The organism is Bradyrhizobium sp. I71 (assembly GCF_022354745.1).
GTDB classification, from domain to species: Bacteria; Pseudomonadota; Alphaproteobacteria; order Rhizobiales; family Xanthobacteraceae; genus Bradyrhizobium; species Bradyrhizobium liaoningense.
The window spans coordinates 6,936,186-6,958,946 of sequence record NZ_CP059398.1 but is presented as its reverse complement, the minus strand read 5'-3'; the positions used below and the strand labels follow the sequence as shown (position 1 = coordinate 6,958,946).

The 22,761-nt window shown below is 64.9% G+C and carries 21 protein-coding genes; 5 read left to right on the top strand and 16 right to left on the bottom strand.

Translation table 11 applies throughout. The features are described from left to right. Positions 1-79 precede the first annotated feature (79 nt). Entirely contained in the window at positions 80-1,639 is a 1,560-nt protein-coding gene (locus tag FJV43_RS32950; protein WP_239623134.1) for a carboxyl transferase domain-containing protein, read from the bottom strand. Then, on the bottom strand, positions 1,569-2,543 hold the full coding sequence (locus tag FJV43_RS32945; protein ID WP_239623133.1) for a helix-turn-helix domain-containing protein: 975 nt from the start codon (positions 2,541-2,543) through the stop codon (positions 1,569-1,571). The genes FJV43_RS32950 and FJV43_RS32945 overlap by 71 nt, the downstream gene beginning before the upstream one ends. 94 nt (positions 2,544-2,637) lie before the next feature. Here FJV43_RS32945 and FJV43_RS32940 point away from each other — a divergent pair, with 94 nt between their 5' ends. From FJV43_RS32940 to glsA, 4 genes are all read left to right on the top strand, one after another. After that, on the top strand, positions 2,638-2,859 hold the full coding sequence (locus FJV43_RS32940; protein WP_239623132.1) for an acetyl-CoA carboxylase biotin carboxyl carrier protein subunit: 222 nt from the start codon (positions 2,638-2,640) through the stop codon (positions 2,857-2,859). A gap of 142 nt (positions 2,860-3,001) precedes the next feature. Beyond that, positions 3,002-4,168, top strand: a complete 1,167-nt coding sequence (locus FJV43_RS32935; protein WP_239623131.1) for a TAXI family TRAP transporter solute-binding subunit — start codon at positions 3,002-3,004, stop codon at positions 4,166-4,168. A 234-nt stretch (positions 4,169-4,402) separates the two neighbouring features. Beyond that, positions 4,403-6,478: a TRAP transporter permease gene (locus FJV43_RS32930; RefSeq protein ID WP_239623130.1), complete on the top strand. Its 2,076-nt coding sequence runs from the start codon at positions 4,403-4,405 to the stop codon at positions 6,476-6,478. Positions 6,479-6,499: 21 nt separating this feature from the next. Next, a complete protein-coding gene (glsA, locus tag FJV43_RS32925) occupies positions 6,500-8,347 on the top strand; it encodes a glutaminase A (protein ID WP_239623129.1) in 1,848 nt (615 codons plus the stop codon). A gap of 70 nt (positions 8,348-8,417) precedes the next feature. Here glsA and FJV43_RS32920 read toward each other — a convergent pair whose 3' ends face one another. The 14 genes from FJV43_RS32920 to ugpC all read right to left on the bottom strand — a co-directional run bounded on the left by FJV43_RS32920 (position 8,418) and on the right by ugpC (position 21,423). Further along, positions 8,418-8,720 (bottom strand): nucleoside triphosphate pyrophosphohydrolase family protein, encoded by a 303-nt coding sequence (locus FJV43_RS32920; protein ID WP_239623128.1) that lies wholly within the window; start codon positions 8,718-8,720, stop codon positions 8,418-8,420. A gap of 26 nt (positions 8,721-8,746) precedes the next feature. Next, positions 8,747-9,274, bottom strand: a complete 528-nt coding sequence (locus FJV43_RS32915; protein ID WP_131871432.1) for a carboxymuconolactone decarboxylase family protein — start codon at positions 9,272-9,274, stop codon at positions 8,747-8,749. Positions 9,275-9,747: 473 nt separating this feature from the next. Further along, positions 9,748-10,107, bottom strand: a complete 360-nt coding sequence (locus FJV43_RS32910) for an OB-fold domain-containing protein (RefSeq protein ID WP_239623127.1) — start codon at positions 10,105-10,107, stop codon at positions 9,748-9,750. Then, entirely contained in the window at positions 10,104-11,240 is a 1,137-nt protein-coding gene (locus FJV43_RS32905) for a thiolase family protein (protein WP_239623126.1), read from the bottom strand. The genes FJV43_RS32910 and FJV43_RS32905 overlap by 4 nt, the downstream gene beginning before the upstream one ends. A 126-nt stretch (positions 11,241-11,366) precedes the next feature. Beyond that, a complete protein-coding gene (locus FJV43_RS32900; RefSeq protein WP_239623125.1) occupies positions 11,367-12,566 on the bottom strand; it encodes a CoA transferase in 1,200 nt (399 codons plus the stop codon). A gap of 129 nt (positions 12,567-12,695) precedes the next feature. Next, a complete protein-coding gene (locus FJV43_RS32895; protein WP_061876799.1) occupies positions 12,696-12,902 on the bottom strand; it encodes a hypothetical protein in 207 nt (68 codons plus the stop codon). Between the two features lie 123 nt (positions 12,903-13,025). Continuing rightward, positions 13,026-14,195 (bottom strand): acetyl-CoA acetyltransferase, encoded by a 1,170-nt coding sequence (locus tag FJV43_RS32890; RefSeq protein WP_239623124.1) that lies wholly within the window; start codon positions 14,193-14,195, stop codon positions 13,026-13,028. Positions 14,196-14,255: 60 nt separating this feature from the next. Further along, complete coding sequence (eda, locus tag FJV43_RS32885) at positions 14,256-14,906, bottom strand: bifunctional 4-hydroxy-2-oxoglutarate aldolase/2-dehydro-3-deoxy-phosphogluconate aldolase (RefSeq protein ID WP_239623123.1); 651 nt, start codon at positions 14,904-14,906, stop codon at positions 14,256-14,258. 10 nt (positions 14,907-14,916) lie between these two features. After that, on the bottom strand, positions 14,917-15,885 hold the full coding sequence (locus tag FJV43_RS32880; protein WP_239623122.1) for a sugar kinase: 969 nt from the start codon (positions 15,883-15,885) through the stop codon (positions 14,917-14,919). Positions 15,886-15,910: 25 nt separating this feature from the next. Further along, positions 15,911-16,897 carry a D-erythronate dehydrogenase gene (gene denD, locus FJV43_RS32875; RefSeq protein WP_239623121.1) on the bottom strand — a complete coding sequence of 329 codons (987 nt, stop codon included), beginning with the start codon at positions 16,895-16,897 and terminating at the stop codon, positions 15,911-15,913. A 64-nt stretch (positions 16,898-16,961) separates the two neighbouring features. Continuing rightward, positions 16,962-17,885: a carbohydrate ABC transporter permease gene (locus FJV43_RS32870; RefSeq protein ID WP_239623120.1), complete on the bottom strand. Its 924-nt coding sequence runs from the start codon at positions 17,883-17,885 to the stop codon at positions 16,962-16,964. Positions 17,886-17,963: 78 nt separating this feature from the next. Next, on the bottom strand, positions 17,964-18,917 hold the full coding sequence (locus FJV43_RS32865; protein WP_061876805.1) for a sugar ABC transporter permease: 954 nt from the start codon (positions 18,915-18,917) through the stop codon (positions 17,964-17,966). A 64-nt stretch (positions 18,918-18,981) separates the two neighbouring features. Then, entirely contained in the window at positions 18,982-20,301 is a 1,320-nt protein-coding gene (locus FJV43_RS32860; RefSeq protein WP_239623119.1) for an ABC transporter substrate-binding protein, read from the bottom strand. A 54-nt stretch (positions 20,302-20,355) separates the two neighbouring features. Beyond that, entirely contained in the window at positions 20,356-21,423 is a 1,068-nt protein-coding gene (gene ugpC, locus FJV43_RS32855) for a sn-glycerol-3-phosphate ABC transporter ATP-binding protein UgpC (protein ID WP_028179109.1), read from the bottom strand. A gap of 202 nt (positions 21,424-21,625) precedes the next feature. Between ugpC and FJV43_RS32850 the strand changes: the two genes are divergently transcribed. Further along, positions 21,626-22,726, top strand: a complete 1,101-nt coding sequence (locus FJV43_RS32850; RefSeq protein ID WP_239623118.1) for a LacI family DNA-binding transcriptional regulator — start codon at positions 21,626-21,628, stop codon at positions 22,724-22,726. Positions 22,727-22,761 lie beyond the last annotated feature (35 nt).

The following is a 22,761-nucleotide window of genomic DNA, read 5'->3' as shown; positions in this document are numbered from 1 at the left end:
CGTCGTCCTTCGAGGCTCGTCCTGCGTTGCAGGGCGAGCGCCTCAGGATGACGGTGATGGAGTTGTGCTTCAGCCGCGTCTAAGGCCTGATCGAAAAGTTCGCCGGCGGCCCCGGCTTGCGCAGCGGCTCGGCGAGGCGCGCGAACTCGCACAGCAGCGAGCGCGTCTTGCGGGGATCGATGATCTCCTCGACCCAGAATTTCTCGGCCGAGCGGAACGGCGAGCGCAGCTTGTTGAGACGCTGCTGGATCTCCTCGAGCTTCGCCGCCTTGTCCTCCGCTGCGTCGATGTCGGCGCGGTAGGCGGCTTCGATGCCGCCTTCCAGCGGGAGCGAGCCCCAATAGGCCGACGGCCAGGCATAGCGGATCGAGAAGCGGTCGGCGGGCTGATGGACGACGCCCGCGACGCCGAAGGCGTTGCGCAGGATCACGGTGCACCAGGGCACCGTGGTCTGGTTGACCGCGGCCATGGCGCGCACGCCGTGGCGGATGGTGGCCGCCTTCTCGGCGTCGAGGCCGATCATAAAGCCGGGGCAGTCCATGAGATAGACGATCGGCAAATGGAAGGTTTCGGCGAAGTCGACCCAGCGCACCACTTTCTGGCAGGCATCGGCCGTCCAGGAGCCGCCATAGTGAAAGCTGTCGCTGGCCAGCAGCAGCACCGCCCTGCCCTCGAGCCGGGCGAGGCCGACAATGATCGGCTTGCCGAAATTCCTGGCAACCTCGAAGAACGAGCCCTTGTCGACGACGGACTCGATGATCGGCCGCATCTTGTAGACCTGCTTGCGGTTGCGCGGCACCGCATTCATCAGCGCTTCGTCGCCGCGCTCCGGATCGTCGGTGCTGGGCAAGGTCGGCGGCAGCTCGTAGACCGATGACGGCAGATAAGAGAGGAAACGCCGCGCGCAGGCAAAGGCCTCCTCCTCGGTGTCGACGGCGTGATCGACCGCGCCGGCGCGGGTCTGAATGTCGGCGCCGCCGAGCTCCTCCTTCGTGAGGTCCTGCCCCAGCGCCTTCACCACCGGCGGCCCAGCGACGAACATCGCCGATTTCCGGGTCATGATGGAATAGTGGCTGGCTGCAAGACGCGCCGCCCCCAAGCCCGCCACCGAGCCGAGGCCGAGTGCGACCACCGGCACGCGCGACAGATTTTGCGTCGTGAAGCGATACCAGCGCGTGCCGCCGATGCCGCCCGGCAGGTTCGCCGCCCCCTTGGTCTCGATGGTCTTGACCGAGCCACCGCCGCCGGAGCCCTCGATGATGCGGACGATGGGCAGACGGAAATCGTGCGCCATCTCCTCCGCCATCAGCGGCTTTGCGGAGATCGACGCATCGGCCGAGCCGCCGCGCACCGTGAAATCGTCGCCGACCACGACGACGGTGCGGCCGTCGACGCGCGCGCGGCCGAACACGCAGTTGGCCGGCGTCAGTTTCTGCAGCTCGCCGCTGGAATCGTATTCACCGGTGCCGGAGACGGCACCGATCTCGTGAAAGCTGCCTTTGTCGATCAGCTTGTCGATGCGCTCCCGAACAGTCAGCCGGCCCTGGTCATGCTGTCGCTTGACCTTGTCAACGCCGCCCATCTCCCGCGCGAAGGCTTCGCGCCGGGCGAGCTCGTCGAGTTCCGGCTTCCAGTTCATTCACTCCCTCCGAATTGATCGGCTTGTTATTGTTGTGCACGGCCATGGCGACCGGTTTACGCGAGATACGGTTGCTGAAGGCGTCGCCCTCCGCCCCTTCCATCAGGCTGCCGAGCGAGCGGCCAAGATGGAGCATCAACGGGGCGACCTCGTCGTGCAGACGCTGCTCGTCATACATCGCAGACAGAAGGCCGATCGTGACGACCACGAAGGTCTGGTACTGCGGCGACCAGATCGGCACCGCGAGGCCGTTGATGTGCGGGCTCCAGAGGCCGCAGGCCACGACATAGCCGCGCTCGCGCAGCGACTGCCGGTTGGCCTCGATGCGGGGCCTGAGGATCTTCGCAGCCTCGGGGGCTTCCCGCTCCATGTCGGAGACGAAGGCATCGCCGACTTCCGACGCCAGGGCTGCGGTGTAGGCCGCGCCCGCGGCGGTCGACGCCATCGAGATGCGGCTGCCGGTGCCCTCGTGCAGGCCGAGTGCGCTCGCCGAGCGCGCGAACAGGAGATAGACGAGATGGAAGCGATCGGGGACGACGAAGCCGACGGTGCCCGGCAGTTGCTCGGCCACTTCCTGCAGCCGCTGCCGGATCATGCTGCGCAGCTGTGCGCCCTTCATCATCGAGGCGCTCATCGCCACCGCGCTCGGGCCGATGCGATATTTCTGATCGCGCGGCAGATAGACGAGCTGGCCCATGCGGGTCAGCGTGTGCGTGAGCCGCGATACCGTCGAGCGCGGCAGACCGCAGCGGTTTGAAATCTCGAGATTGCCGAGCCTGCTATCGTGGCCCTCGAAGCAGCGCAACACGTCGAACGCGCGCGAGACCACCTGGATGACATCACCTTCGCCGGCATCGCCAGCGAGCGCGCCTTGCCTACTCAACCGCTCCGATCGTCGTCCCATGTTCCCTACCATCTGTTCCGCTGTGCGGAATTAAATTCCACTTGCAGACGACGCTACCTCAGGCATTTTGCGACGACAACAAAAAGGCGATGGCATGCCAGAAATTAAGATCGTCACGGAGATCGCGGGACGCGTCTGCGCAACTCCCGTGCAAGTTGGAGGAACCGTCGCGGATGGCGATGACGTTGTGGTTGTCGAAGCGATGAAGATGGAGATACCGGTGGCCTCGCCGGCGAGCGGCACGATCACGTCGCTTCTCGTCAAGCTCGACGACGTCGTTGCCGAGGGACAGACGATCGCGATCATCGCGAGCTAGTGCTTTATCTGTCGTTTCCGCGACAATCTGTCAGCCGCATTCCCGCTTGCACGGTACGGCGTTGCCATCGTGGATGCGCGGTGACATGATCCGGCTCAAGCAAGAATGTCTTCGCGCTGAAGCGAGGATGATGGAGGGAAACATGCTTCGTGGGCTGCTCGTGCTCGCGCCTGCCTTGGTGGCGGGCATTTCTTTTGCGTCTACACGCTACTCGTTCGCCGAAGACATCAAGCTGCCGGCGACATTGACCTTCACGGCCTATGACACCGGAACCGCCGGCTTCAACATCGCGGTCGGCGTCGGCAAGATGATGAAGGACAAGTACGGCACCGACGTGCGCGTGCTCCCCGCAGGCAACGACGTCGCCCGCCTCGCGCCGCTGCGCGCCAAGCGCGCGGCCTCGTCGGCGATGGGATCGGGCACCTACTTCGCGCAGGAAGGTGTGTTCGAGTTCGGCTCGAAGGAATGGGGGCCACAGCCGCTCCAGATCCTGCTCTCCACCGTCGACTGCAATTGCGGTTCGCTCGGCGTCGCTGCCGACACCGGCGTGAAGGAGCTGAAAGACCTGAAGGGCAAGCGTGTCGGCTTCGTCGTCGGCTCGCCCGCGCTGAATCAGAATTCGCTCGCGGTGCTCGCCTTCGCCGGGCTGACGCAGAAGGACGTCAAGGTCGTCGAGTTCGCCAGCTACGGCGCTATGTGGAAAGGGCTGATCAACAACGACGTCGATGCCGCCTTTGGCACCACCATCACCGGTCCCGCCAAGGAGGCCGAGACCTCGCCGCGCGGACTGATCTGGCCGCCGCTGCCCGCCAAGGACAAGGAAGGCTGGGCGCGGATGCAGAAGGTCGGCTCGTTCTTCTTCCCGCAGGTCGCAACCTGCGGCGCCGGCATCTCGCCGGAGAAACCGGTCGAACTCGGCAACTATCCCTATCCGATCTTCGTCGCCTACGCCTCGCAACCGGCCGACCAGGTCTATGCGATCACCAAGGCGATGATCGTGAACTACGACGCTTATAAGGACTCCGCGCCCGGTGCGGGCGGACTCGCGGCCAACCGCCAGACCAAGAACTGGGTGGTGCCGGTGCATCCCGGCGCGGTGAAGGCGCTGAAGGAAGCCGGGCAATGGAGCGACGCGCAGGAGGCACACAACGACAAGCTGATCAAGCGCCAGGAGGTGCTGGCAGCCGCCTGGGCCGATTACGGCAAGTCCAATCCGGCGTCGGAGGACAAGGCGTTTCTCGACGGCTGGATGAAGGCCCGCGCGACAGCGCTCGCCAAGGCCAACATGCCGAACGGGTTCGAGGAATAAGGCGAATGGACCCACGCTTGGCGCCAAGAGGGAAGTGCGCTCCCTCCCCCGCTTGCGGGGGAGGGTTGGGGAGAGGGTGTTTCCACGGTGGGACTCCCCCAGAGGCGAAAGCCCTCACCCGCGCCTTCGGCGCGACCTCTCCCGCAAGCGGGAGAGGTTGAGCGCGCGGCCCGAGCGATTCAAACAACTGCCATTGGCTTAGTCTGCGTTCAACAGCCCACAGGCGCGGGATCAATGATGTCTTCCTCCACCACCACCGCCCCGCAAGACGAGGCCAAGCGGGTCGTGTTCGACGATCCGCATGGCGCCGCCGCCAACATGCAGGAGGCGGAGGTCACGCGCGTGCGCACCCTGCGCGGCGCCTGGCGCTGGATGCTGGTGGCCGCGACCGCGGCGACGATCCTGCTCTGCATCAACCAGCAATTCTCGCTGCGCTTCTTCATCGGTTACACCCAGCTCAACACGGAGTATTTCTACCTCCTGATCGCCTTGATGCTGCCCTTCACCTTCCTGATCTTCCCAGGGACTGAACGCGCCCCGCTCGACCGCATTCCCTGGTACGACCTGGTCTTGTTCCTTGCGACCTTCGCGGCGGCGCTGCTGCTGATGTCGAACGTGCGCAAGGCGGCAGAGGCCGGCTGGGAATTCGGCGGCGCGCCGACCAGCGTGATCGCCGCCGGCCTCGTGATGTGGGTGATGCTGATGGAGGCGCTACGCCGCACCGGCGGCTGGAGCCTGCTGCTGAGCGTCTTGCCCTTCACCGTCTATCCGCTGTTCGCCGAGGCCGGCTGGCTCGGACCGTTCCGCGGCACGCAATCGACGATCGAACAGGCGACCGCCTACCACGTGCTGTCGGGCGAAAGCCTGCTCGGCATTCCCATCCAGGCCTTCGCCGACACCGTGATCGGCTTCCTCGTGTTCGGCACCGCGCTGATGATGACCGGGGCCGGAAAATTCTTCATCAATCTCGCCTTCGCGCTCTGTGGCACGTTCCGCGGCGGCGCGGCGAAAGTCTGCATCTTTGCCAGCGGCCTGCTCGGCATGATGTCGGGCTCGATCATCTCCAACGTGCTGACCGCCGGCACCATGACCATCCCGGTCATGAAGAAGAGCGGCTTCCGCGCCTCCTATGCTGCCGCGATCGAGGCCTGCGCCTCGACCGGCGCGGTGCTGGCGCCGCCGGTGATGGGCGCGACCGCCTTCGTGATCGCGCAGTTCCTCAATGTCAGCTACGCCGACGTCGCAATCGCCGCCATCATCCCCGCCGTGCTCTACTATGTCGGCCTGTTCATGCAGGTCGACGCCTATGCGGCCCGCCACAAGCTGCAGGGCATTCCGCGCGCCGAACTGCCGCGGATCATGGATACGATCAAGGAGGGCTGGTACTACGTCTTCGTCATCGCGCTCCTGGTCGTGATGCTGCTCTACTTCAAGCGCGAGAGCCACGCGCCGTTCTATGCGACCGCGCTGCTGCTGGTTCTCAACCAGCTCTTCTCCAAGGACACGCGCTGGACGTTGGCGACGATCGGCAAATTCCTCGAGGTGAACGGACGCACCTTCGTGGAGCTCGTCGGCATCCTCGCCGGCTGCGGCCTGCTGATCGGCGCATTCTCGATGACCGGCGTCGTCTCGAGCCTCGCCAACGACCTCCTGCACATCGCCGGCGACAACCCGTTCCTGCTGCTCGGCATGTGCGCCCTCACCAGCCTCATTCTCGGCCTCGGCCTGACGACGACCGCCTGCTACATCTTCCTCGCCATCCTGGTCGCGCCGGCGCTGGAGAAGCTCGGGCTCAACCGCATGGCGGTGCACATGTTCATCTTCTACTGGGGCATGCTGTCGTCGATCACCCCGCCGGTTGCGATCGCCTCGTTCGCGGCCGCAGGCATTGCAGGTTCACCGGCGATGAAGACGGGCTGGGAATCGATGTGGGTCGGCAGCATCATCTATTTCCTGCCGTTCTTCTTCGTGCTCAATCCGGCGCTGGTGCTGCAAGGGCCGAGCCCCTATCTCGCCGGCCTCGGCCTGATGGGGCTCGCCGCCTTCGGCACGCTGTTCATCTGCGGCGGCATCCAGGGCTACCAGCCCTTCGTCGGCGATCTCCGCGGTGCCGGCGCGCTGGAATGGCCCATTCGCGTGCTGCTCGTGATCGGCGGCTTCGTGGTGGCGACCCCCGGCGGCGGGATCATGCCGCTGTCGCAGATGCAGGTCACGATGCTGGGGCTGGCGATCCTGCTGCCGACGATCTTGATCGCGCTTCTTCTGGTCCGACGCCAGCCTGTGATGCCGGACGGGTTGCGCGTGCCTTAATTGCGTTGCACAAGTGCGGCGATGAAGCCGCACCTGCCCGCCGCCTCCGCCTGGACGCGCTCGAAACCGCCTTTGCTGCGGTTCCTGGACAATTGCCTCAGCGAATTCTCCGCCGAGACCTCGGGCCATGTCGCCGACTACATTCCCCAGCTCGGCAAGGTCGACCCTGCCTATTTTGGCATCAGCCTGGCGACCCTGGACGGCCATGTCTATGAGGTCGGCGACAGCCGCGTGCCCTTCACCATCCAGTCGATGTCGAAGCCCTTCGTGTTCGCACTGGCGCTGGATCTGCTCGGTGCCGCCACGGTCGAGAGCGCGATCGGGGTCGAGCCATCGGGCGATCCCTTCAACTCGATCCGGCTCAATTCCGACAACCATCCGTTCAACCCGATGGTCAATGCCGGCGCGATCGCCTGCACTGGACTGATCTACGACAGCAAGGGCGTGGAGGCCTTCGAGCAGATTCGCACTGCGCTCAGCCGCTTTGCCGGACGCGACCTCGCGCTCGACGAGGCCGTCTATGCCTCCGAGAGCCAGACCGGCGACCGCAACCGCGCCATCGGCTATCTGCTGAAGACCAATGCGGTCATCTCGGACAATGTCGCCGGCGTCCTCGACGTCTATTTCCGGCAATGCGCCGTGCTGGTCACCGCGCGGGACATCGCGGTGATGGCGGCGACGCTCGCCAATCGCGGCGTCAATCCCGTGACGGGTGAGCAGGTGCTCAGCGCTTACGCGATCTCGCGCACGCTCTCGGTGATGACGTCGTCGGGCATGTACGACTATGCCGGCGAGTGGATCTACCGGATCGGCATTCCCGCCAAGAGCGGGGTCGGCGGCGGCATCTTGGCCGCCCTGCCCGCCCGCCTCGGACTCGGCAGCTATTCACCGCGCCTCGACAAGCACGGCAACAGCGTGCGCGGCATCAAGGTGTGCGAGGCGCTGTCCTCGCACTACGACCTGCACATGCTCAACCGCAGCGACGATGCGCGCAACGCCGTCATCGCGGACTACGACATCGGCAAGAGCCCGTCGCGCCGCGTGCGCCGCCCGCAGGAGCGCGAGATTTTGGCGGCGCACGAACAGGAGGTGCGGATCATCGAGTTGGTCGGCACGCTGTCGCTCTCCGCGGTCGATTACGTCTCGCGGCGCCTTGCCGGGCGACCGCGGCCGCAATTCGTGATCTTCGATCTGCACCGCGTGACCTCGACCACGCGCGCCGGCGCGCGGCTGGTCGCCGAGGCGTTCGAGGAGCTTGCGGCGCTGAACGTGACCGTCGTGCTGTCAGGCGTCAGACGTGCCTCCAAGGAATGGAACACGTTGCGCGAATGGACCGCCGAGCTGAAGAACGTCCGCGACTTCTACCTGCTCGACACCGCGATCGAATGGGCCGAAGACCAGATCGTGTATCGCTACGGCGGCTCGATCGATTTTCACGAGACCACGGAGCTCGCCGAGCAGCCACTGCTGGCAGGGCTGAGCGAGGAAGAGCTGACCGATCTGGCCTCGCTCTGCACCATCAGGACCTATCAGTCCGGCGCGAAGATTCTCACGACCGGCGATCCTGCGGATGCCCTGTATTTCCTGCGCAGCGGCGCGGTGCACGTCACCTTGCCAGACGGCATACGGCTGGCGACGCTCACCGCCGGCATGGCATTCGGTGAGATGGCACTGCTGGAGGCAACGCGTTCTGCCGACGTGTTCGCCGACATGGCGGCAACCGCATGCGAGGTGTCGCTGAAGGATTTCGAACGCTTCCGCAACCAGCATCCACGCGCCAGCGAATGCATCATGCGCAACCTCGCCCAGCTGCTGGCCGACCGCCTGATCGTCGCCAATGCGAAGGTGGATATTCTGACGTCGACGTGAGCGACGGCCGAGGTCCTTTCACCTCTCCCTGATTGGGAGAGGTGATCCGCGCCTCCCGCCCACATGGGCCCTAGCGGCTCGCCGCTTCGCTCAGCCGCCGCTTGATCTTGGCAGCGCTCGCTTCGAGCAGTTCGGACGGCTTCTGGCCGGTCGCGGCGCAGAGGCAGGCCCAGTAATAGATGACATCGCCAAGCTCATCGACCAGGCCCGCCTTGTCGAGCCAATCATCGCGCAAGAGCTTCTTGATGTGGTCGGCGACCTCGCCGGCTTCGCCGGCAAGTCCGAGGCCCAGATAAGACAGCCGCTCGTTGGACGGCTGCTCATCGACTTTCGCAATACCCGCGGCCCAGACCGCGTATTCATCGATCGTCATCGGCATTCCCCGCCGCTTGCGTCGATTCAGCCCACCACTTCGGTGACAGGCTGGAGATCGATCTCGAAGGTCTCCAGGAATTTCGAGGTCATGATGTAGAAGCCGACCGAGAGCTGCAATTCGACCAGAGCGGCCGGCGTCAGCTTCGACGCGATCGCCTTGAACGTCGCGTCCGTCGGCTTCTTCAGCTTCACGACCTCGTCGGTAAAGGCGAGCGCGGCGCGCTGCACCTCATTGAAGCAGGACGCCGCCTGCCAGTTCTCCAGCGCCTCGTTCTGCTCGTCTGTGACGCCGACATTCTTGCCGATCCGCTTGTGCGCGACGATCTCATACGGGGCCTCGCACAAAATTCCGGTGCGGGTGATCGCGAGCTCGCGTACGATCGGATCGAGCTCGCCCTTGTGCCTGATGGCGCCCCCCAAGCGGCAGTATTGCTCGAAGTAACTCGGCGAATGCGCCATCATGCGGAAAATGTTGGCATGACGGTTCTTGTCGAGGATTTCGCGGGTGCGGTCGGATGCCTTGGACGGGTCGCTGTACTGAATGCGGGCCATGATTTTCCTGAAGTTTTCCCTGAGCTTTTGATGCTTTTTGTCGTTGTGGGGATAAGTTCCCACAGACTCTATTCGCGGGCGGACGCAGGAGCAACATCATCGAGTCAAATTGCCGCCGCATTGCTGATCGACCCTGAAACAGTCGATATTCGCCGCGTGGGGACAGATCGCGGTGAATACTCGAGAGTGGGGTGTTCCGAGTAAAAACAATTGGCCGTCGGGTGCGCTAGCCGCGCAACGACGAGTCACGCCCAAGTCTAGGGAGAGAACGGCATGAAGGAAGCCACCAAGGGGGCGGCCTCGGGAGCGCTTGCGCATATGCTGGCGGTGACGGCGATGCTCGTCATCGCCAGCATCTTGTTCTACGGGCGCTAGAGTAGAGTTTCGTCATTCCGGGGTGGCCCTCGCACAGGCCAGGCCCAGAATACCCGTTCCAGGCTCGGTCCCATGACCGCCCCCGAATGACGATCCCACTAGGCCCTCTTCGCGAAGAACGGCACGAGCTTTCCCGCAAAGGGCTTGAAGCTCGCGACGACCGAATCGCCGATGGCGAGATCGTTCGCGCCGTGCGCCATCATGCGAAACCCCTCGGCGCAATCGACCAGCAGGATGTTGTAGGGCACGTGGGCGCGCGTTTCGGGCGTGGCGGCGCGGCAGACCAGTGAGGTCGCGTAGACCCTTCCCTCGCCGCTGGCGCGCTGCTCACGCGGATCGGGCGCGCCGCAGGCCGCGCAGAAGGCGCGGTGGAAATACTGCACATGGCTGCACGCGCCACAGGCCTGAAACGTGATCGCCTCTTCGCCCTTGGTCCAGTCCGCGAGACGCTCGCTCATCGCACCCGCTCCAGGAACATGCTCACGTGCGACGACAGCACGCCGCCGTCGCCGTGCAGCAGCGCAATGGATGCATCGCGCACCTGCCGATTCGTCGCCCGGCCCGTCATCTGCAAATGCGCCTCGACCAGATGCGCCATGGCGCCGCCGACGCCGCAATGGCCATAGCTGAGCAGACCGCCATGAGTGTTGAGCGGCATGGCACCGTCGCGGCCGAAATGGCCGGCGCGGACGCGCGCGGCCGCTTCGCCGCGGCCGGCAAGGCCAAGGTCTTCCAGCAGCATCGCGAGCGTGATGGTGAAGCTGTCGTAGATCGCGGCGTAACGTACGTCGGAGATCGCAAGGCCTGTCGCCTGCCTGGCGCGCGCGATGGAGATCTCGGCACCGAGCTCGCTGAGGCCAGGCGCGGCCGTGACATGCTGATGGGTATGCGCCTGGGCGCAGCCGCGGATGCGCACACCCGCTTTCCCTGTCCGCTCGCGGCTGATGACGAAGGCGGCCCCGCCGTCGGAGACCGGGCAGCAGTCGAGCAGCTTGAGCGGCATCGCCACCGGCTTGGAGGCCATGACGTCGGCGACCGTGATGGGATCGAGAAATTGCGCGCCCGGATGGGTGCAGGCGTGGGCGCGCATCAACACCGCGAACTCGGCGAGGTCCTCTTCGGTCACGCCATATTCATGCATGTAGCGGCTTGCGATGAGGCCGTAATAGGCGGGAATGGTCGGGCCGAGCGGCACCTCGTAGTCGGGATGGCCGACCTGCGCCAGCGCCTGGATCGAGGCATCGCGGCTCTGTCCGGTGAGGCGGTTCTCGCCGGCGACGACGAGCACGTGGCGCACGACGCCTGCGTCGACGAGCTGGTGCGCGAGCATCGTCATCGCGAGTCCCGTGGCGCCACCGACCTGCACGGCATGGGCGTAAGACGGACGGATCCCGAAATGCTCGGCAAAGACGGTGGCGAGCATGATGTGCGGGGAGACGGTGGAGTAGCCGCAGAGGATGCCGTCGATGTCCGAGCGTGTCAGCCCGGCATCGTCGAGCGCGGCTTGGGCGGCCTTGCTCATCAGGTCGAGCGAGGACGAGCCTTCGTGCTTGCCGAACGGCGTGAGGCCGACGCCGGTGATGAAGCTCATGTTCTCTCCCCCTCGTCATTCCGGGGCGATGCGTCAGCATCGAACCCGGACTCTCGAGCTTCCGGGTTCGGTCCTCCGGACCGCCCCGGAATGACGGATGAGAGAGTATGCGCCATCACTTCCTCCCTACTCCGGCGCCGCGCGCGTGACACCATCGCGGACCATGGCGGCGATCTCGTCCTGGGAGTAGCCGATCTCGCGCAGGATCTCCGCTCCATGCTCGTTGAGCCGCGGCGCCAGGCGCACCGGCTCGGCCTCGGTCTCGGACCAGGTCGCCGTCACCTTCATGCTGCGGATCGGACCTTCGGTCGGATGCGTGACGACCGGGAAGAAACCGGTCGCCTCCAGATGCTCGTCGTGCAGGATCGACGCGAGGTCGTGCATCGGCATGACCGGCACGTCGGCCTTGGTGAGCAGGTCGATCCACTCGGCCGTGGTGCGCGTCTCGAAGATGCGCGCGAGCTCGGCGTAGACCACATCGATGTTGGCGGCGCGGCCGGCGAAAGTCGCGAATTTGGGATCGGCGCGCAGATCGTCGCGCCCCGTGGCCTTGAAGAAATTCTCCCACTGCTTGTCGTTGTAGACGATGACGCTGAGATAGCCGTCCGAGGTCTTGTAGGGCCTGCGGTCGCGCGAGAGGTGGCGGGCATAGCCGCCCTTGTCGAGCGGCGGCTCGAAGGTGAGCCCGCCCATGTGATCGCCCATGACGAAACCGGCCATGGTCTCGAACATCGGGATGTCGACGCGCTGGCCACGGCCGGTGCGGTCGCGGTGCACGAGGCTGGCACAGATCGCCCCGACCGCGGTGAGGCCGACGATGCGGTCGACCAGCGCATTCGGCACGTAGCGCGGTACGCCGTCGCCGGTCTGCGCCATCAGCGACGGCAGCGCAGTGGCGCCCTGGATCAGATCGTCATAGGCAGGCTTCGCGGCATAGGGCCCGTCCTGACCGAAACCGAACACGCCGGCATAGACCAGACGCGGATTGATGGCGGACACGACATCGTAGCCGAGCTGAAGCCGCGCCATGGCCTGCGGGCGGACGTTGTAGACCAGGACATCGGCGTCCTTCAGCAGCCGCAGCACGGCCTCGCGGCCGGCGGGCTTTTTCAGGTCGAGGCAGATCGAGCGCTTGCTACGGTTGGTGTTGAGAAACACCGGGCCCATGCCGGCGTGTCGCATCGGACCGATCAGCCGGGTGACGTCGCCATCCAGCGACTCCACCTTGATGATATCAGCCCCGTAATCGCCGAGCATCTGGGTCGCATAAGGACCCATCAGCACGGTGGTCATGTCGATGACCTTGATGCCCTTCAGCGGCCCCATCGTTCGCTCCCGATTGCGCGAGGCTCAAGACGCGGCCCGCGAATTCGGTCCAGCTAACGGCAGCGCCGCCGCTCGCGCAAGGGCGGGCGGCGTATGGCGGCATGCGCAGCGCGGCGGCGATATCGGCCGCTATTTCTTCTGGCGGGATTCCCGGATCTTCAGGAGCCGGTCGAGCTCTTCGTTCTGCTGGCTGATCCGGTCGGCGATGCGCGACTCGTTCTGCTCGCCCGAGGCGGCCGCGGCCTGCTCGATGAGCTGGCGGATATTGTCCTCGAGGATCGCGATGCGGTCGTTGAGTGCGTCGAGGGAGAGAGAGTCTTCGTAGTCGTTGCTCATGATGCGCGTCTCGCCAATCAATCAGGAGCCGTAGGGTGGGCCAAGCGAAGCGGGCCCACCATGATCTAACGCAAGGAAAAGGTGGGCACGGCGCTTACGCGCCTTTGCCCACCCTACGAGAGCCTACTTCAGCGGCTCCAGGATGGAGACGTAGTTGGCGACGGCCGCACCGCCCATGTTGAAGATGCCGCCGAGCTTGGCATTCTTGAGCTGCATGCCCTCGGGGGCCTGCCCTGCGAGCTGCATCGCGGTCATCACATGCATCGAGACGCCGGTGGCGCCGATCGGATGGCCCTTGGCTTTCAGGCCGCCGGAGGGATTGACCGGCAGCTTGCCGTCCTTGAGCGTCCAGCCTTCCTTGATGGCGCGGGCGCCCTGCCCCTTCGGCGTCAGGCCCATCGCTTCGTACTCGATCAGCTCGGCGACCGTGAAGCAGTCATGGGTCTCGACGAAGGAGAGATCGGACAGCGTCACGCCGGCCTTTTCCAGGGCGCGCTGCCAGGCGACCGTGCAGCCCTCGAACTGGAGGATGTCGCGCTTGCTCATCGGCAGGAAGTCCTGGGCGTGCGCGGTGGCGCGGAAGCCGATCGACTTGGTCATGCCCTTGGCAGTCTCGGCATCGGCCAGCACCAGCGCCGCGGCGCCATCGGAGACCAGCGAGCAGTCGGTGCGCTTCAAGGGGCCTGCGACGTAAGGGTTCTTCTCGCTCTCGGCGCGGCAGAAGTCGAAGCCAAAATCCTTGCGCATCTGGGCGAAGGGATTGGCGACGCCGTTCTTGTGGTTCTTGGCCGCGATCAGCGCCAGCGCATCGGACTGGTCGCCATATTTCTGGAAATAGGAGCTGGCAATCTTGCCGAACACGCCGGCGAAGCCGCCGACGGTGTCGCCGTCCTCGGGCAGGTAGGACGCCTTGAGCAGGTTCTTGCCGATCTCGGCGCTAGGGGTGCGCGTCATCTGCTCGACGCCGACGACCAGCACGATCTTGGCGGCCCCTGCGGCAATCGCGCGCAGGCCCTGGTGAACGGCGGCGGAGCCGGTGGCGCAGGCGTTCTCGACGCGGGTCGCCGGCTTGAAGCGCAGCTTCGGGTCGGCCTGGAGCACCAGCGAGGCGGTAAAATCCTGCGGGGAGAAGCCGGCGTTGAAATGGCCAAGCACGATCTCGTCGACGTCGCCAGCCGAAATGCCGGCATCCGCCAGCGCTTCGTTGGCCACGCGGGTGATGAGGCTTTCGACGGTTTCGGTGTCGAACTTGCCGAACGGCGTATGCGCCCATCCGACGATGCTGGCGGTCATGATGTTCTCTCCCTGGGGATCTCTTCCTGAGCTAAGTCATAGCCCAGAGATGGCAAGACTTCACGCGGCTTTCAGGGCCTGGACGGTGCGCTGGCAGATGGCAGTTATGCCGGCCCAGTTCCCGGCCCGGATCTCCGCCGTCGGGCACAGCCAGGAGCCGCCGACCGCAACCACGTTGGGCTCCGCCAGCCAGCTCGCCGCATTGGCCTCGCCGACGCCACCGGTGGGGCAGAACCGCACGTTCGGGAACGGCCCGCCGAGGGCGCGCAGGCCCTTGATGCCCCCGGCCTGCTCGGCCGGGAAGAATTTTGCGACGTCGAAGCCGTAGGACAGCGCCATCATCAGCTCGGAGGCCGTGGCAATGCCCGGCGCGAACGGCAAGGAGCTGTCGGTTGCGGCCTTGAGCAGCTCGGGTGTCAGGCCCGGGCTGATGCCGAACGCGACGCCGAGCTTCTCGACACGGGTGAAGTCGGCCGGATTGAGAATCGTGCCGATGCCGACGACCGCCTCGGGCACTTCGGCCATCATCGCCCTCGCGGCTTCGATCGCGACGGCGGTGCGCAGGGTCACCTCCAGCGTGCGGACGCCGCCGGCAACCAGCGCACGCGCCAGCGGCACCGCGTCCTGGATGCGCTCGATGGTGAGGACGGGAATGACGGTCGCCGCCTTGAACAGCGCGACGAGGTGATTTTGTTGGGCGGTCGTGGTCATAGGTCTCGATTCATTTGGTTGCCTGGCGAGAGGCCGGCGGCCGGTGCCGCTTCTTCGGCGGCATGGCATAGCCCGGAATGATGGCGCCGGGATAGCAGATCACGAGGCTGGCGAGGCGATGTCCGGCCTGGGCGGCCTCGACCGGACCGGAACCGGCGAGCCGCGCCGCGATATAGGCCGCGGCGAAGCTGTCGCCTGCGGCGGTGGTGTCGACGACCGGCTTCGTCATGGGTTCGGCGCGAACCTCGCTGGTCCCGCCGGGAAAGCGCAGCAGGCTGACGGGCTCGGCGAGCCGGAACACCAGCTCCGGACTCGGGATGCGCGCCATCAGCTGGTCGTGGCTCTCGCCGGGATAGAGCGCGAGCAGGTCCTCGGTCGAGGTCAGCACGATGTCGGCGGTCGCGAAGGCTGCGGCAAAGACCTCGCGGGCGACGTCGCGATCCGGCCAGCCCCGCGCGCGAAAATTGGTGTCGAACACGAAGCGGGTACCGAGCAGGCGCGCGCGCTTGATTGCCGCGAACAGGCGCTCGCGTCCGGGAGCGTCGTAGATCGAGAGCGTGATCGCGGAGAGATAGACGACGTCGTAGCTCATCAGCGAATTGAGGATCTCGTCCGTTTCCGGCAGGCTCATCAGCTGCCGCGCCGCCGCGCTGTCACGCCAGTGGAAGAACTGCCGCTCGCCCCTCGCATCTAGCTGGATCATGTAGAGGCCGGGCAGCTTGCCCGCCAGCCGCACGACACGCCGCGTGCCGACGCCCTCCGCATTCCAGGCCGCGATCATCTCATCGCTGAGACCGTCATCACCGAGCGCGGTGAGATAGTCGACCTTGACGTCGAGTCGCGCCAGGTAGACGGCGGTGTTGAGGGTATCACCGCCGAAGCCGCGTGAGTACAGGCCGCCCCCCTGCCCGGCGGACGCACCTCCCTGCGCCTGCCTGAGCTCGACCATGCATTCACCGATGCAAGCAACGCTCGCCATCACTTGACCCGCTCAGTCAGAGGTCTCAGGCGACGAAATTGCCGCCGAGCTCGTCTTCGATGTGAATGCGGATGATATCGTCGAAAGTCTTCTCGGCCGTGGTGAAGCCGAGCTCGCGCGCACGCTTCGGGTCGAAATTGCGCGGCCAGCCGCCGACGATGCCGACGACGAAGGGATCCGGCTCGCGCTTGATACGGGCGGCGACCTTCTCGCCGGCGACGCGCTTCAAGGCCGCGATCTGCTCGCCGACCGTTGCCGACAGGCCCGGCATGGTCAGGTTGCGGCGCGGGCCGACGGTGGCAAGATCCATGGTGCCGGCGTGAAGCAGGAAGCCGACGGCCGAGCGCGGCGTGGCGTGCCAGTGGCGGACGTCCTCGGACACCGGCAGGATCGCTTCCTTGCCGGCAAGCGGCTCGCGCAGGATGTTGGAGAAGAAGCCCGATGCCGCCTTGTTGGGCAGGCCCGGCCGGATGCAGATGGTCGGCAGGCGGATGCCGATGCCGTCGAGGAAGCCGCGGCGCGAATAGTCGGCGAGCAGCAATTCGCCGATCGCCTTCTGGGTGCCGTAGCTGAGCAGCGGGGTGTGGAAGAACTCGTCGCCGATCGCATCCGGGAACGGGGCGCCGAACACCGCGATCGAGGACGTGAAGACGACGCGCGGCTTGTAGCCGCCGCCGACGAGCCTGATCGCATCGAGCAGCATCCGCGTGCCGTCGAGATTGATGCGGTAGCCCTTGTCGAAATCGAGCTCGGCTTCGCCAGAGACGATCGCGGCGAGATGGAAGATCACGTCGGGGCGGCCGGCGATCAGCTTCTCGGCCGCGCCCGGCACGGCGAAATCGCCCGACACGGTCTCGACGGGGAAACCGGCCTTCTCCGGCTTCTTGGGCTCGACCACGTCATGCATGGTCAATTTCGTGATGTCGCTCTTGCCGAGCCGGCCGTCGCGCAACAGCCGTTCACAGAATTTGCGGCCGACCATGCCGGCGGCGCCCAGAACCAGAATGTGCAAGAGCCTACTCCTTCTTATTGGCAGGAGCGCACCGCTCCTGATGCGCCCTCGGCAAGCCCCGCGATCATTCCTTCACGGCGCCGGTCATCGCCGACACATAATGCTCCACGAAGAAGGCGTAAAGGATCACGAGCGGCAGCGAACCGGCCAGGGCTCCGGCCATCAACGACCCCCAGCGGTAGATGTCACCGTCCACGAACTCGTTGACGATCGCGACCGGCACCGTCTTGTTGCTGGTCGACTGCAGGAAGGTCAGCGCATAGATGAACTCGTTCCAGCATAGCGTGAAGCAGAAGATGAAGGCCGAGATCAGCCCGGGAATCGCGAGCGGCACCACGATCTTGATCAGTATCTGCCAGCGGCTCGCCCCGTCGATCAGGGCGCACTCCTCGAGCTCGAAGGGGATGGTCTTGAAATAGCCCATCAACAGCCAGGTCGAGAACGGGATCAGGATCGTCGGATAGGTCAGGATCAGCGCCAGCGGCGAGTCGAAGAGGCCATACTGATACACGACGGTGGCGAGCGGAATAAACAGGATCGACGGCGGCACGAGATAGGCGAGGAAGATCAGCCCCCCGACGAGATTGGCGCCCTTGTAGCGCAACCGCACGATGGCGTAGGCCGCGAACACCGATGCGACGATCGAGAGCACCGTGGCGCAGATCGCCACGTACATCGTGTTCCAGAGCCAATGCGGGTAGTAGCTCTCGAACAGCAGCTTGTGGAAGTGCTTGAACGTGGGATTCCAGGTCCAGAACGGATTGTACTTGTCGAGATCGAGCAACTGCTCGTCGGGCTTCACCGACGTCAGCGCCATCCAGTAGAACGGGAACAGCAGGACGACGACGATGATCGTGAGCGGCAGATAGAGCGTCACGAGCCTGCGCGGTACCGACTGCAGGTAGCTCATGCCCTCGCTGTTGTCGACGCGCGACGGCGCCGATATGACGGCCTTGAGATCGACTTTCGAGGCAGGAAGATCAGTCATTGCTTTCTCCCTGTTGCCGCTTGCGACAGCGCGCGGGGCTTGCCCCGTTCGCGCGAGAAAACCGAAACAGCGCGGAGGTCAGTCATTGCTTTCCCCCTGCTGCCACTTGCGACGCTGCAGGCCGAACCAGGACACCATGATCGCGGCGAGCAGGAACGGGATCATGGCGCTGGAGATCGCGGCCCCCTCGCCCAGCTGTCCGGCGATGATCGCGCGCTGATAGGACAGGGTTGCCATCAAATGGGTGGCATTGACGGGGCCGCCACGGGTCATCGCCCAGATCAGCTGGAAGTCGGTGAAGGTGAAGAGCACAGAGAAGGTCATCACGACGGCGATGATCGGCGTCAGCAGCGGATAGGTGATGTAACGGAAATTCTGCCACCGCGTGGCGCCGTCGAGTGTTGCCGCCTCATAGAGCGAGGGCGAGACGGTTTGCAGGCCCGCGAGCAGCGTGATCGCGACGAACGGCACGCCGCGCCAGACATTGGCGAAGATCACGCAAATCCGCGCCCAGGTCGTGTCGCCGAGGAAGTTGATGTTCTGGCTGATCAGGCCGAGCTGCTTCAGCGACCAGGAAATGATCGAAAATTGCGAGTCGAAGATCCACCAGAAGGCGAGTGCCGAGAGCACGGTCGGAACGATGAAGGGGATGAGCACCATCGCGCGCAGCATCGCCTTGAAGGGCATGTGCTCATTGAGCAGCAGCGCGAGATAGAGTCCGATCGCGAATTTGAAGGCACTGGCGACGAAGGTGTAGAGCAGCGTATTGAACACCGACAGCCAGAAGATGGAGTCGTCCCAGAGCCACTCGTAGTTCTCGGTGGCGATGAACTGCCCGACCCTGCCGATGCGCGTGTCCGTGAACGACAGCCAGATGCCGAGCCCGAGCGGATAGGCCAGGAAGAAGATCAGGAACGCCATGGCCGGCACCATGAACCAGAAGCCGAGCCAGTTGCGATTGTATTTGAGCTGGGTCCAGGCGCTCGCCTCGCTCATCTGAGGCTTGGCCCGGGGAATTGCGACATCAGCCATGCCCGATATCCCTGATCGAAATGTTGACGAGCGGGCGGCCGGACGGCCGCCCGCCCCGTGACCGTCAGCGATAGATGCGCTTCAGCTGGCGCTCGGCATCCGCCATCGCGCCCTTCGTATCCTTGGCGCCGGTGCAGTAGTTGGCGAACATGTCGACGACGATGAAATCGGCGATTGCGGTCGCCGCCTTCTCGCCGACCGTGCCGATACCGGACGCCGGCAGCGTGCGCTTGGAGGCCTGCGAGAACACGGTGTTCTTGGGATCCGCCGTCCAGATCGGCGCCGTCTCGTAGGCGTTCAAGGTCTGGGTCAGGTAGCCCTGCGCGCCATCCAGCCACTTCTCGTAATTCTCCTTCTCCAGCATGAAGGCGACGAAGGCCTTCGCCGCGTTCGGATATTTGGTGAAGTTGAAGGCGAGGATCGGCAGAGCGAGCTGCAGTTCGGTCGGCTTGCCGACCGGACCGACCGGCCACAGCGCGTGATAGGTGTCCGCGGCAAGCTCCTTCTTGCTCGCGTCGGTTTTGGCGGCCACGTAGATCGAGATGCCGTTCGCCGTGCAATAGAGCTCTCCGGCGAGGAATGCCTTGTTGTTGGAGGAGTCGTTCCAGGACGCCGTGCCCGGGATGAAGCTCTCGTACAGCGCCTTGCAGTACTCCAGCGCCTTCGCCGTCTCCGGCGAATTGATGATGATCTTGTCGTTCTGGTCGACCGTGTAGGCGCCGTGCCCCCACAGCACCCAGTGCAGCCACGAATTGCCGTCGCCCGATGCGTGCCCGAGCGCGAAGCCGGCCGGCGTGTTGTTGGCCTTCAGGGCCTTGCACATTTCGAGGAAGCCGGGGAAATCCTTCGGGAATTCCTTGAAGCCAGCCTTATCGAGCGCCGACTTGCGGTAGTTCATGTAGCCGCCGTTGGTCGCGACGGGAATGCCGAGCCAGTCATTGCCGAGCTTGCAGGTCTTGGCGGCCGCATCGGTCCAGCCGCCGTATTTCTGGCCGAGATAATCGGCGACGTCGTTCATCTTCAGCACTTTGGTGGGGAAGAGCTGCGGCAGCGTGTGCAGGCCCCAGGCGAGATCGAGCCCGGAGCCGGTATTGGCCGCGACCGAGGCCTTCGGCTGCACGTCCTCGAAGGATTCGCTGAACACGTTCATCTCGGTGCCGGTGGCAGCCTTGAACGCCGCCACCATCGCGTTGAACGCCTCGTCCTCCTGCGGCACGAAGCGCTTCCATCGCATCACGGTCAGCTTGGCGCCGGGCTCGGCCTTCCAGGGCGCGCTCTGCGCCCAGGCCTTGGCGAAGTCGAACAGCGCCGGCCCAGTCAGCATGCCGGTCGCAGCCAGTGCCGTTCCGCCTTGAAGCAGAGTCCGGCGGGTAAAGTCTTGCATGTTGTCCTCCCTGTGATGCTTTTTTTGTCGTCCTATACTTTGTCGTCTGATGCGCTAGGCGTTCATGCGTTTGCCTGTCGCATCGTCGAACAGATGAACCAGCGACGGGTCGGGCTTCAGCCGCACCTTGTCGCCCGGGTTGAACTGATGACGCTCGCGGAAGACCGCGACGACCTGCTCGCCGCCGACCTTGGCGAACACTTGCGTCTCCGAGCCGGTCGGCTCGACCACGATGATCTCTGCCTCGGCGCCGTCATCGGCGATGGTGAAGTGCTCCGGCCGCACACCGTAGACTGCGGGCCGGCCGTCCGAGCCCGCCGGCGCGGTCTTGAGCGGCAGCTTGACGCCGTTCGGCCCCTCGAAGGTGGCAACGCCGTTGACGCGAACATGACCTTTGAGGAAATTCATCGCGGGCGAGCCGATGAAGCCGGCGACGAACTGGTTGTCGGGTTTGTCGTAGAGCTCGAGCGGCGTGCCCATCTGCTCGACGATGCCGTCATGCATGACGACGATCTTGTCGGCCATGGTCATGGCCTCGATCTGATCGTGGGTGACGTAGACGGTCGTGGTCTTCAGCCGCTGATGCAGCTCCTTGATCTCGGTGCGCATCGCGACGCGCAGCTTGGCGTCCAAGTTCGACAGCGGCTCGTCGAACAGGAAGACCTGCGGATCGCGCACGATGGCGCGGCCCATGGCGACGCGCTGGCGCTGGCCGCCGGAAAGCTGGCGCGGATAGCGGTCGAGCAGCGGCGACAGCGCGAGGATCTCGGCGGCGCGCTTGACGCGCTTGTTGATCTCGTCCGAGCTGGCATTGCGCAGCTTCAGCGAGAAGCCCATGTTCTCGGCCACCGTCATGTGCGGATAGAGCGCGTAGTTCTGGAACACCATCGCAATGTCCCGCTCCTTGGGCTGGACATTGTTGACGACGCGGTCGCCGATCGAGATCGTGCCGGAGGTGATGTTCTCGAGCCCGGCGAGCATGCGCAGAAGCGTCGACTTGCCGCAGCCGGAAGGGCCAACCAGGACGACGAACTGGCCGTCCTCGATCGGAATCGTCACGCCGTGCAGGACTTCAAAATTGCCGAACGATTTCCGCACGTCGCGGATTTGCACAGACGACATCTAGCTCCCTCCTCGAAAGTCCACGACGCCTCTCGCGCCGCGACCGTCTTGTTTTTTCAGACTTCACCGAACGAAGCCCGATCTTAGCGGGCGACATTGTCGGTAGTTTGTGCGGTTTTGGCAATTTGTCTTTGGTTAGTCGTTGCTGGTAGCGCTGTCAACGTTCCTTTGTTTGCAGGACTGACTGTGTTAAGAGCAGCAAATGGGTCGAAAACGCACCAAGTCAGGCAAAATCCGGCTGGCCGAAGTCGCCGAGCTCGCCGGCGTCAGCCCGATCACCGCGTCCCGTTTCTTCCGCAATCCGGAGGCCCTGTCGGTCGCCAAGCGGACGCGGGTCGAGAGCGCCGCCAAGGAGCTCGGCTATGTGCCCAACCTTGCCGCACGCGCACTGGCCTCGCAACGCACCGAAGTCATCGGTGTATTGATCCCCTCCCTCACCAATAACGTGTTCTCGGACGTGCTGCGCGGCATCTATGACGCGTCAGAGGGCAGCCGTTACTCGATCCAGTTGTCCAACACGCGCTACAGCATTCTCCAGGAAGAGAAGTTGCTGCGCCTGTTTCTGGCGCAGAAGCCGGCCGGGCTGATCGTCACCGGCATCGACCAGACCGCCGAATCCCGCGCGATGCTGGAAGCCGCGGACTGCCCGATCGTCCAGATCATGGAGATCGGGCCGGATCCGGTCGACATGATGATCGGCTTTTCGCACTATGATGCAGCCCGCGCGGCGGTTGCGCACCTGTTCGAGCAAGGTCACCGCAAGATCGGCTTCGTCGGTGCGCGCATGGATCCGCGGGTGCAGCGGCGGCTGGACGGATATGTCTCGGCCATGAAGGACGCCGGACTGTTCGAGCAGCGCCTCGTCGTCACGACGGCCACGCCGACTTCGGTGACGCTCGGCGGAGCCCTGTTCACCGATCTCCTGGCGCGCGAGCCCGACATCGATGCGGTGTTCTGCGCCAATGACGACCTCGCGCTCGGCGTGCTGTTCGAATGCCGGCGCCGGGAGATCGCAGTCCCCGGGCAGATCGCGATCGTCGGCTTCAACGACCTCGAATTCATGGCCTCCGCCGTCCCCACCCTCACCAGCATCCGCACCAACCGCTACGAGATGGGAAAGACGGCCGCCACCATGCTGATCAACGCGATCGAAGGGCGGCGCCCGGAGCAGCCGGTGCTCGATCTCGGCTTCAAGGTGATCGAGCGTCAAAGCTCGTTGGCACGACGTTCGGACAGCAGGCCAGCCGTTTCCGGCGCGGGTGCGGTGAACAAAATGATAGCGTTACCAAGTAGCCACGACTAGTATCGGAATCGTGAGGAAACGACCCGCCAGCCGGG

Coding starts and splice junctions, on each gene's coding strand:
- glsA (WP_239623129.1), top strand. CDS start 6,500: ATGAAGCCGCACCTGCCCGCCGCCTCCGCCTGGACGCGCTCGAAACCG.
- FJV43_RS32935 (WP_239623131.1), top strand. CDS start 3,002: ATGCTTCGTGGGCTGCTCGTGCTCGCGCCTGCCTTGGTGGCGGGCATT.
- FJV43_RS32850 (WP_239623118.1), top strand. CDS start 21,626: ATGGGTCGAAAACGCACCAAGTCAGGCAAAATCCGGCTGGCCGAAGTC.
- FJV43_RS32900 (WP_239623125.1), bottom strand. CDS start 12,566: ATGGGGCCGCTGAAGGGCATCAAGGTCATCGACATGACCACCGTGCTG.
- FJV43_RS32870 (WP_239623120.1), bottom strand. CDS start 17,885: ATGACTGATCTTCCTGCCTCGAAAGTCGATCTCAAGGCCGTCATATCG.
- FJV43_RS32905 (WP_239623126.1), bottom strand. CDS start 11,240: ATGAGCTTCATCACCGGCGTCGGCCTCACGCCGTTCGGCAAGCACGAA.
- FJV43_RS32895 (WP_061876799.1), bottom strand. CDS start 12,902: ATGAGCAACGACTACGAAGACTCTCTCTCCCTCGACGCACTCAACGAC.
- eda (WP_239623123.1), bottom strand. CDS start 14,906: ATGACCACGACCGCCCAACAAAATCACCTCGTCGCGCTGTTCAAGGCG.
- FJV43_RS32920 (WP_239623128.1), bottom strand. CDS start 8,720: ATGACGATCGATGAATACGCGGTCTGGGCCGCGGGTATTGCGAAAGTC.
- FJV43_RS32910 (WP_239623127.1), bottom strand. CDS start 10,107: ATGAGCGAGCGTCTCGCGGACTGGACCAAGGGCGAAGAGGCGATCACG.
- FJV43_RS32940 (WP_239623132.1), top strand. CDS start 2,638: ATGCCAGAAATTAAGATCGTCACGGAGATCGCGGGACGCGTCTGCGCA.
- FJV43_RS32865 (WP_061876805.1), bottom strand. CDS start 18,917: ATGGCTGATGTCGCAATTCCCCGGGCCAAGCCTCAGATGAGCGAGGCG.
- FJV43_RS32915 (WP_131871432.1), bottom strand. CDS start 9,274: ATGGCCCGCATTCAGTACAGCGACCCGTCCAAGGCATCCGACCGCACC.
- FJV43_RS32945 (WP_239623133.1), bottom strand. CDS start 2,543: ATGGGACGACGATCGGAGCGGTTGAGTAGGCAAGGCGCGCTCGCTGGC.
- ugpC (WP_028179109.1), bottom strand. CDS start 21,423: ATGTCGTCTGTGCAAATCCGCGACGTGCGGAAATCGTTCGGCAATTTT.
- FJV43_RS32860 (WP_239623119.1), bottom strand. CDS start 20,301: ATGCAAGACTTTACCCGCCGGACTCTGCTTCAAGGCGGAACGGCACTG.
- FJV43_RS32890 (WP_239623124.1), bottom strand. CDS start 14,195: ATGACCGCCAGCATCGTCGGATGGGCGCATACGCCGTTCGGCAAGTTC.
- FJV43_RS32930 (WP_239623130.1), top strand. CDS start 4,403: ATGATGTCTTCCTCCACCACCACCGCCCCGCAAGACGAGGCCAAGCGG.
- FJV43_RS32950 (WP_239623134.1), bottom strand. CDS start 1,639: ATGAACTGGAAGCCGGAACTCGACGAGCTCGCCCGGCGCGAAGCCTTC.
- FJV43_RS32880 (WP_239623122.1), bottom strand. CDS start 15,885: ATGGCGAGCGTTGCTTGCATCGGTGAATGCATGGTCGAGCTCAGGCAG.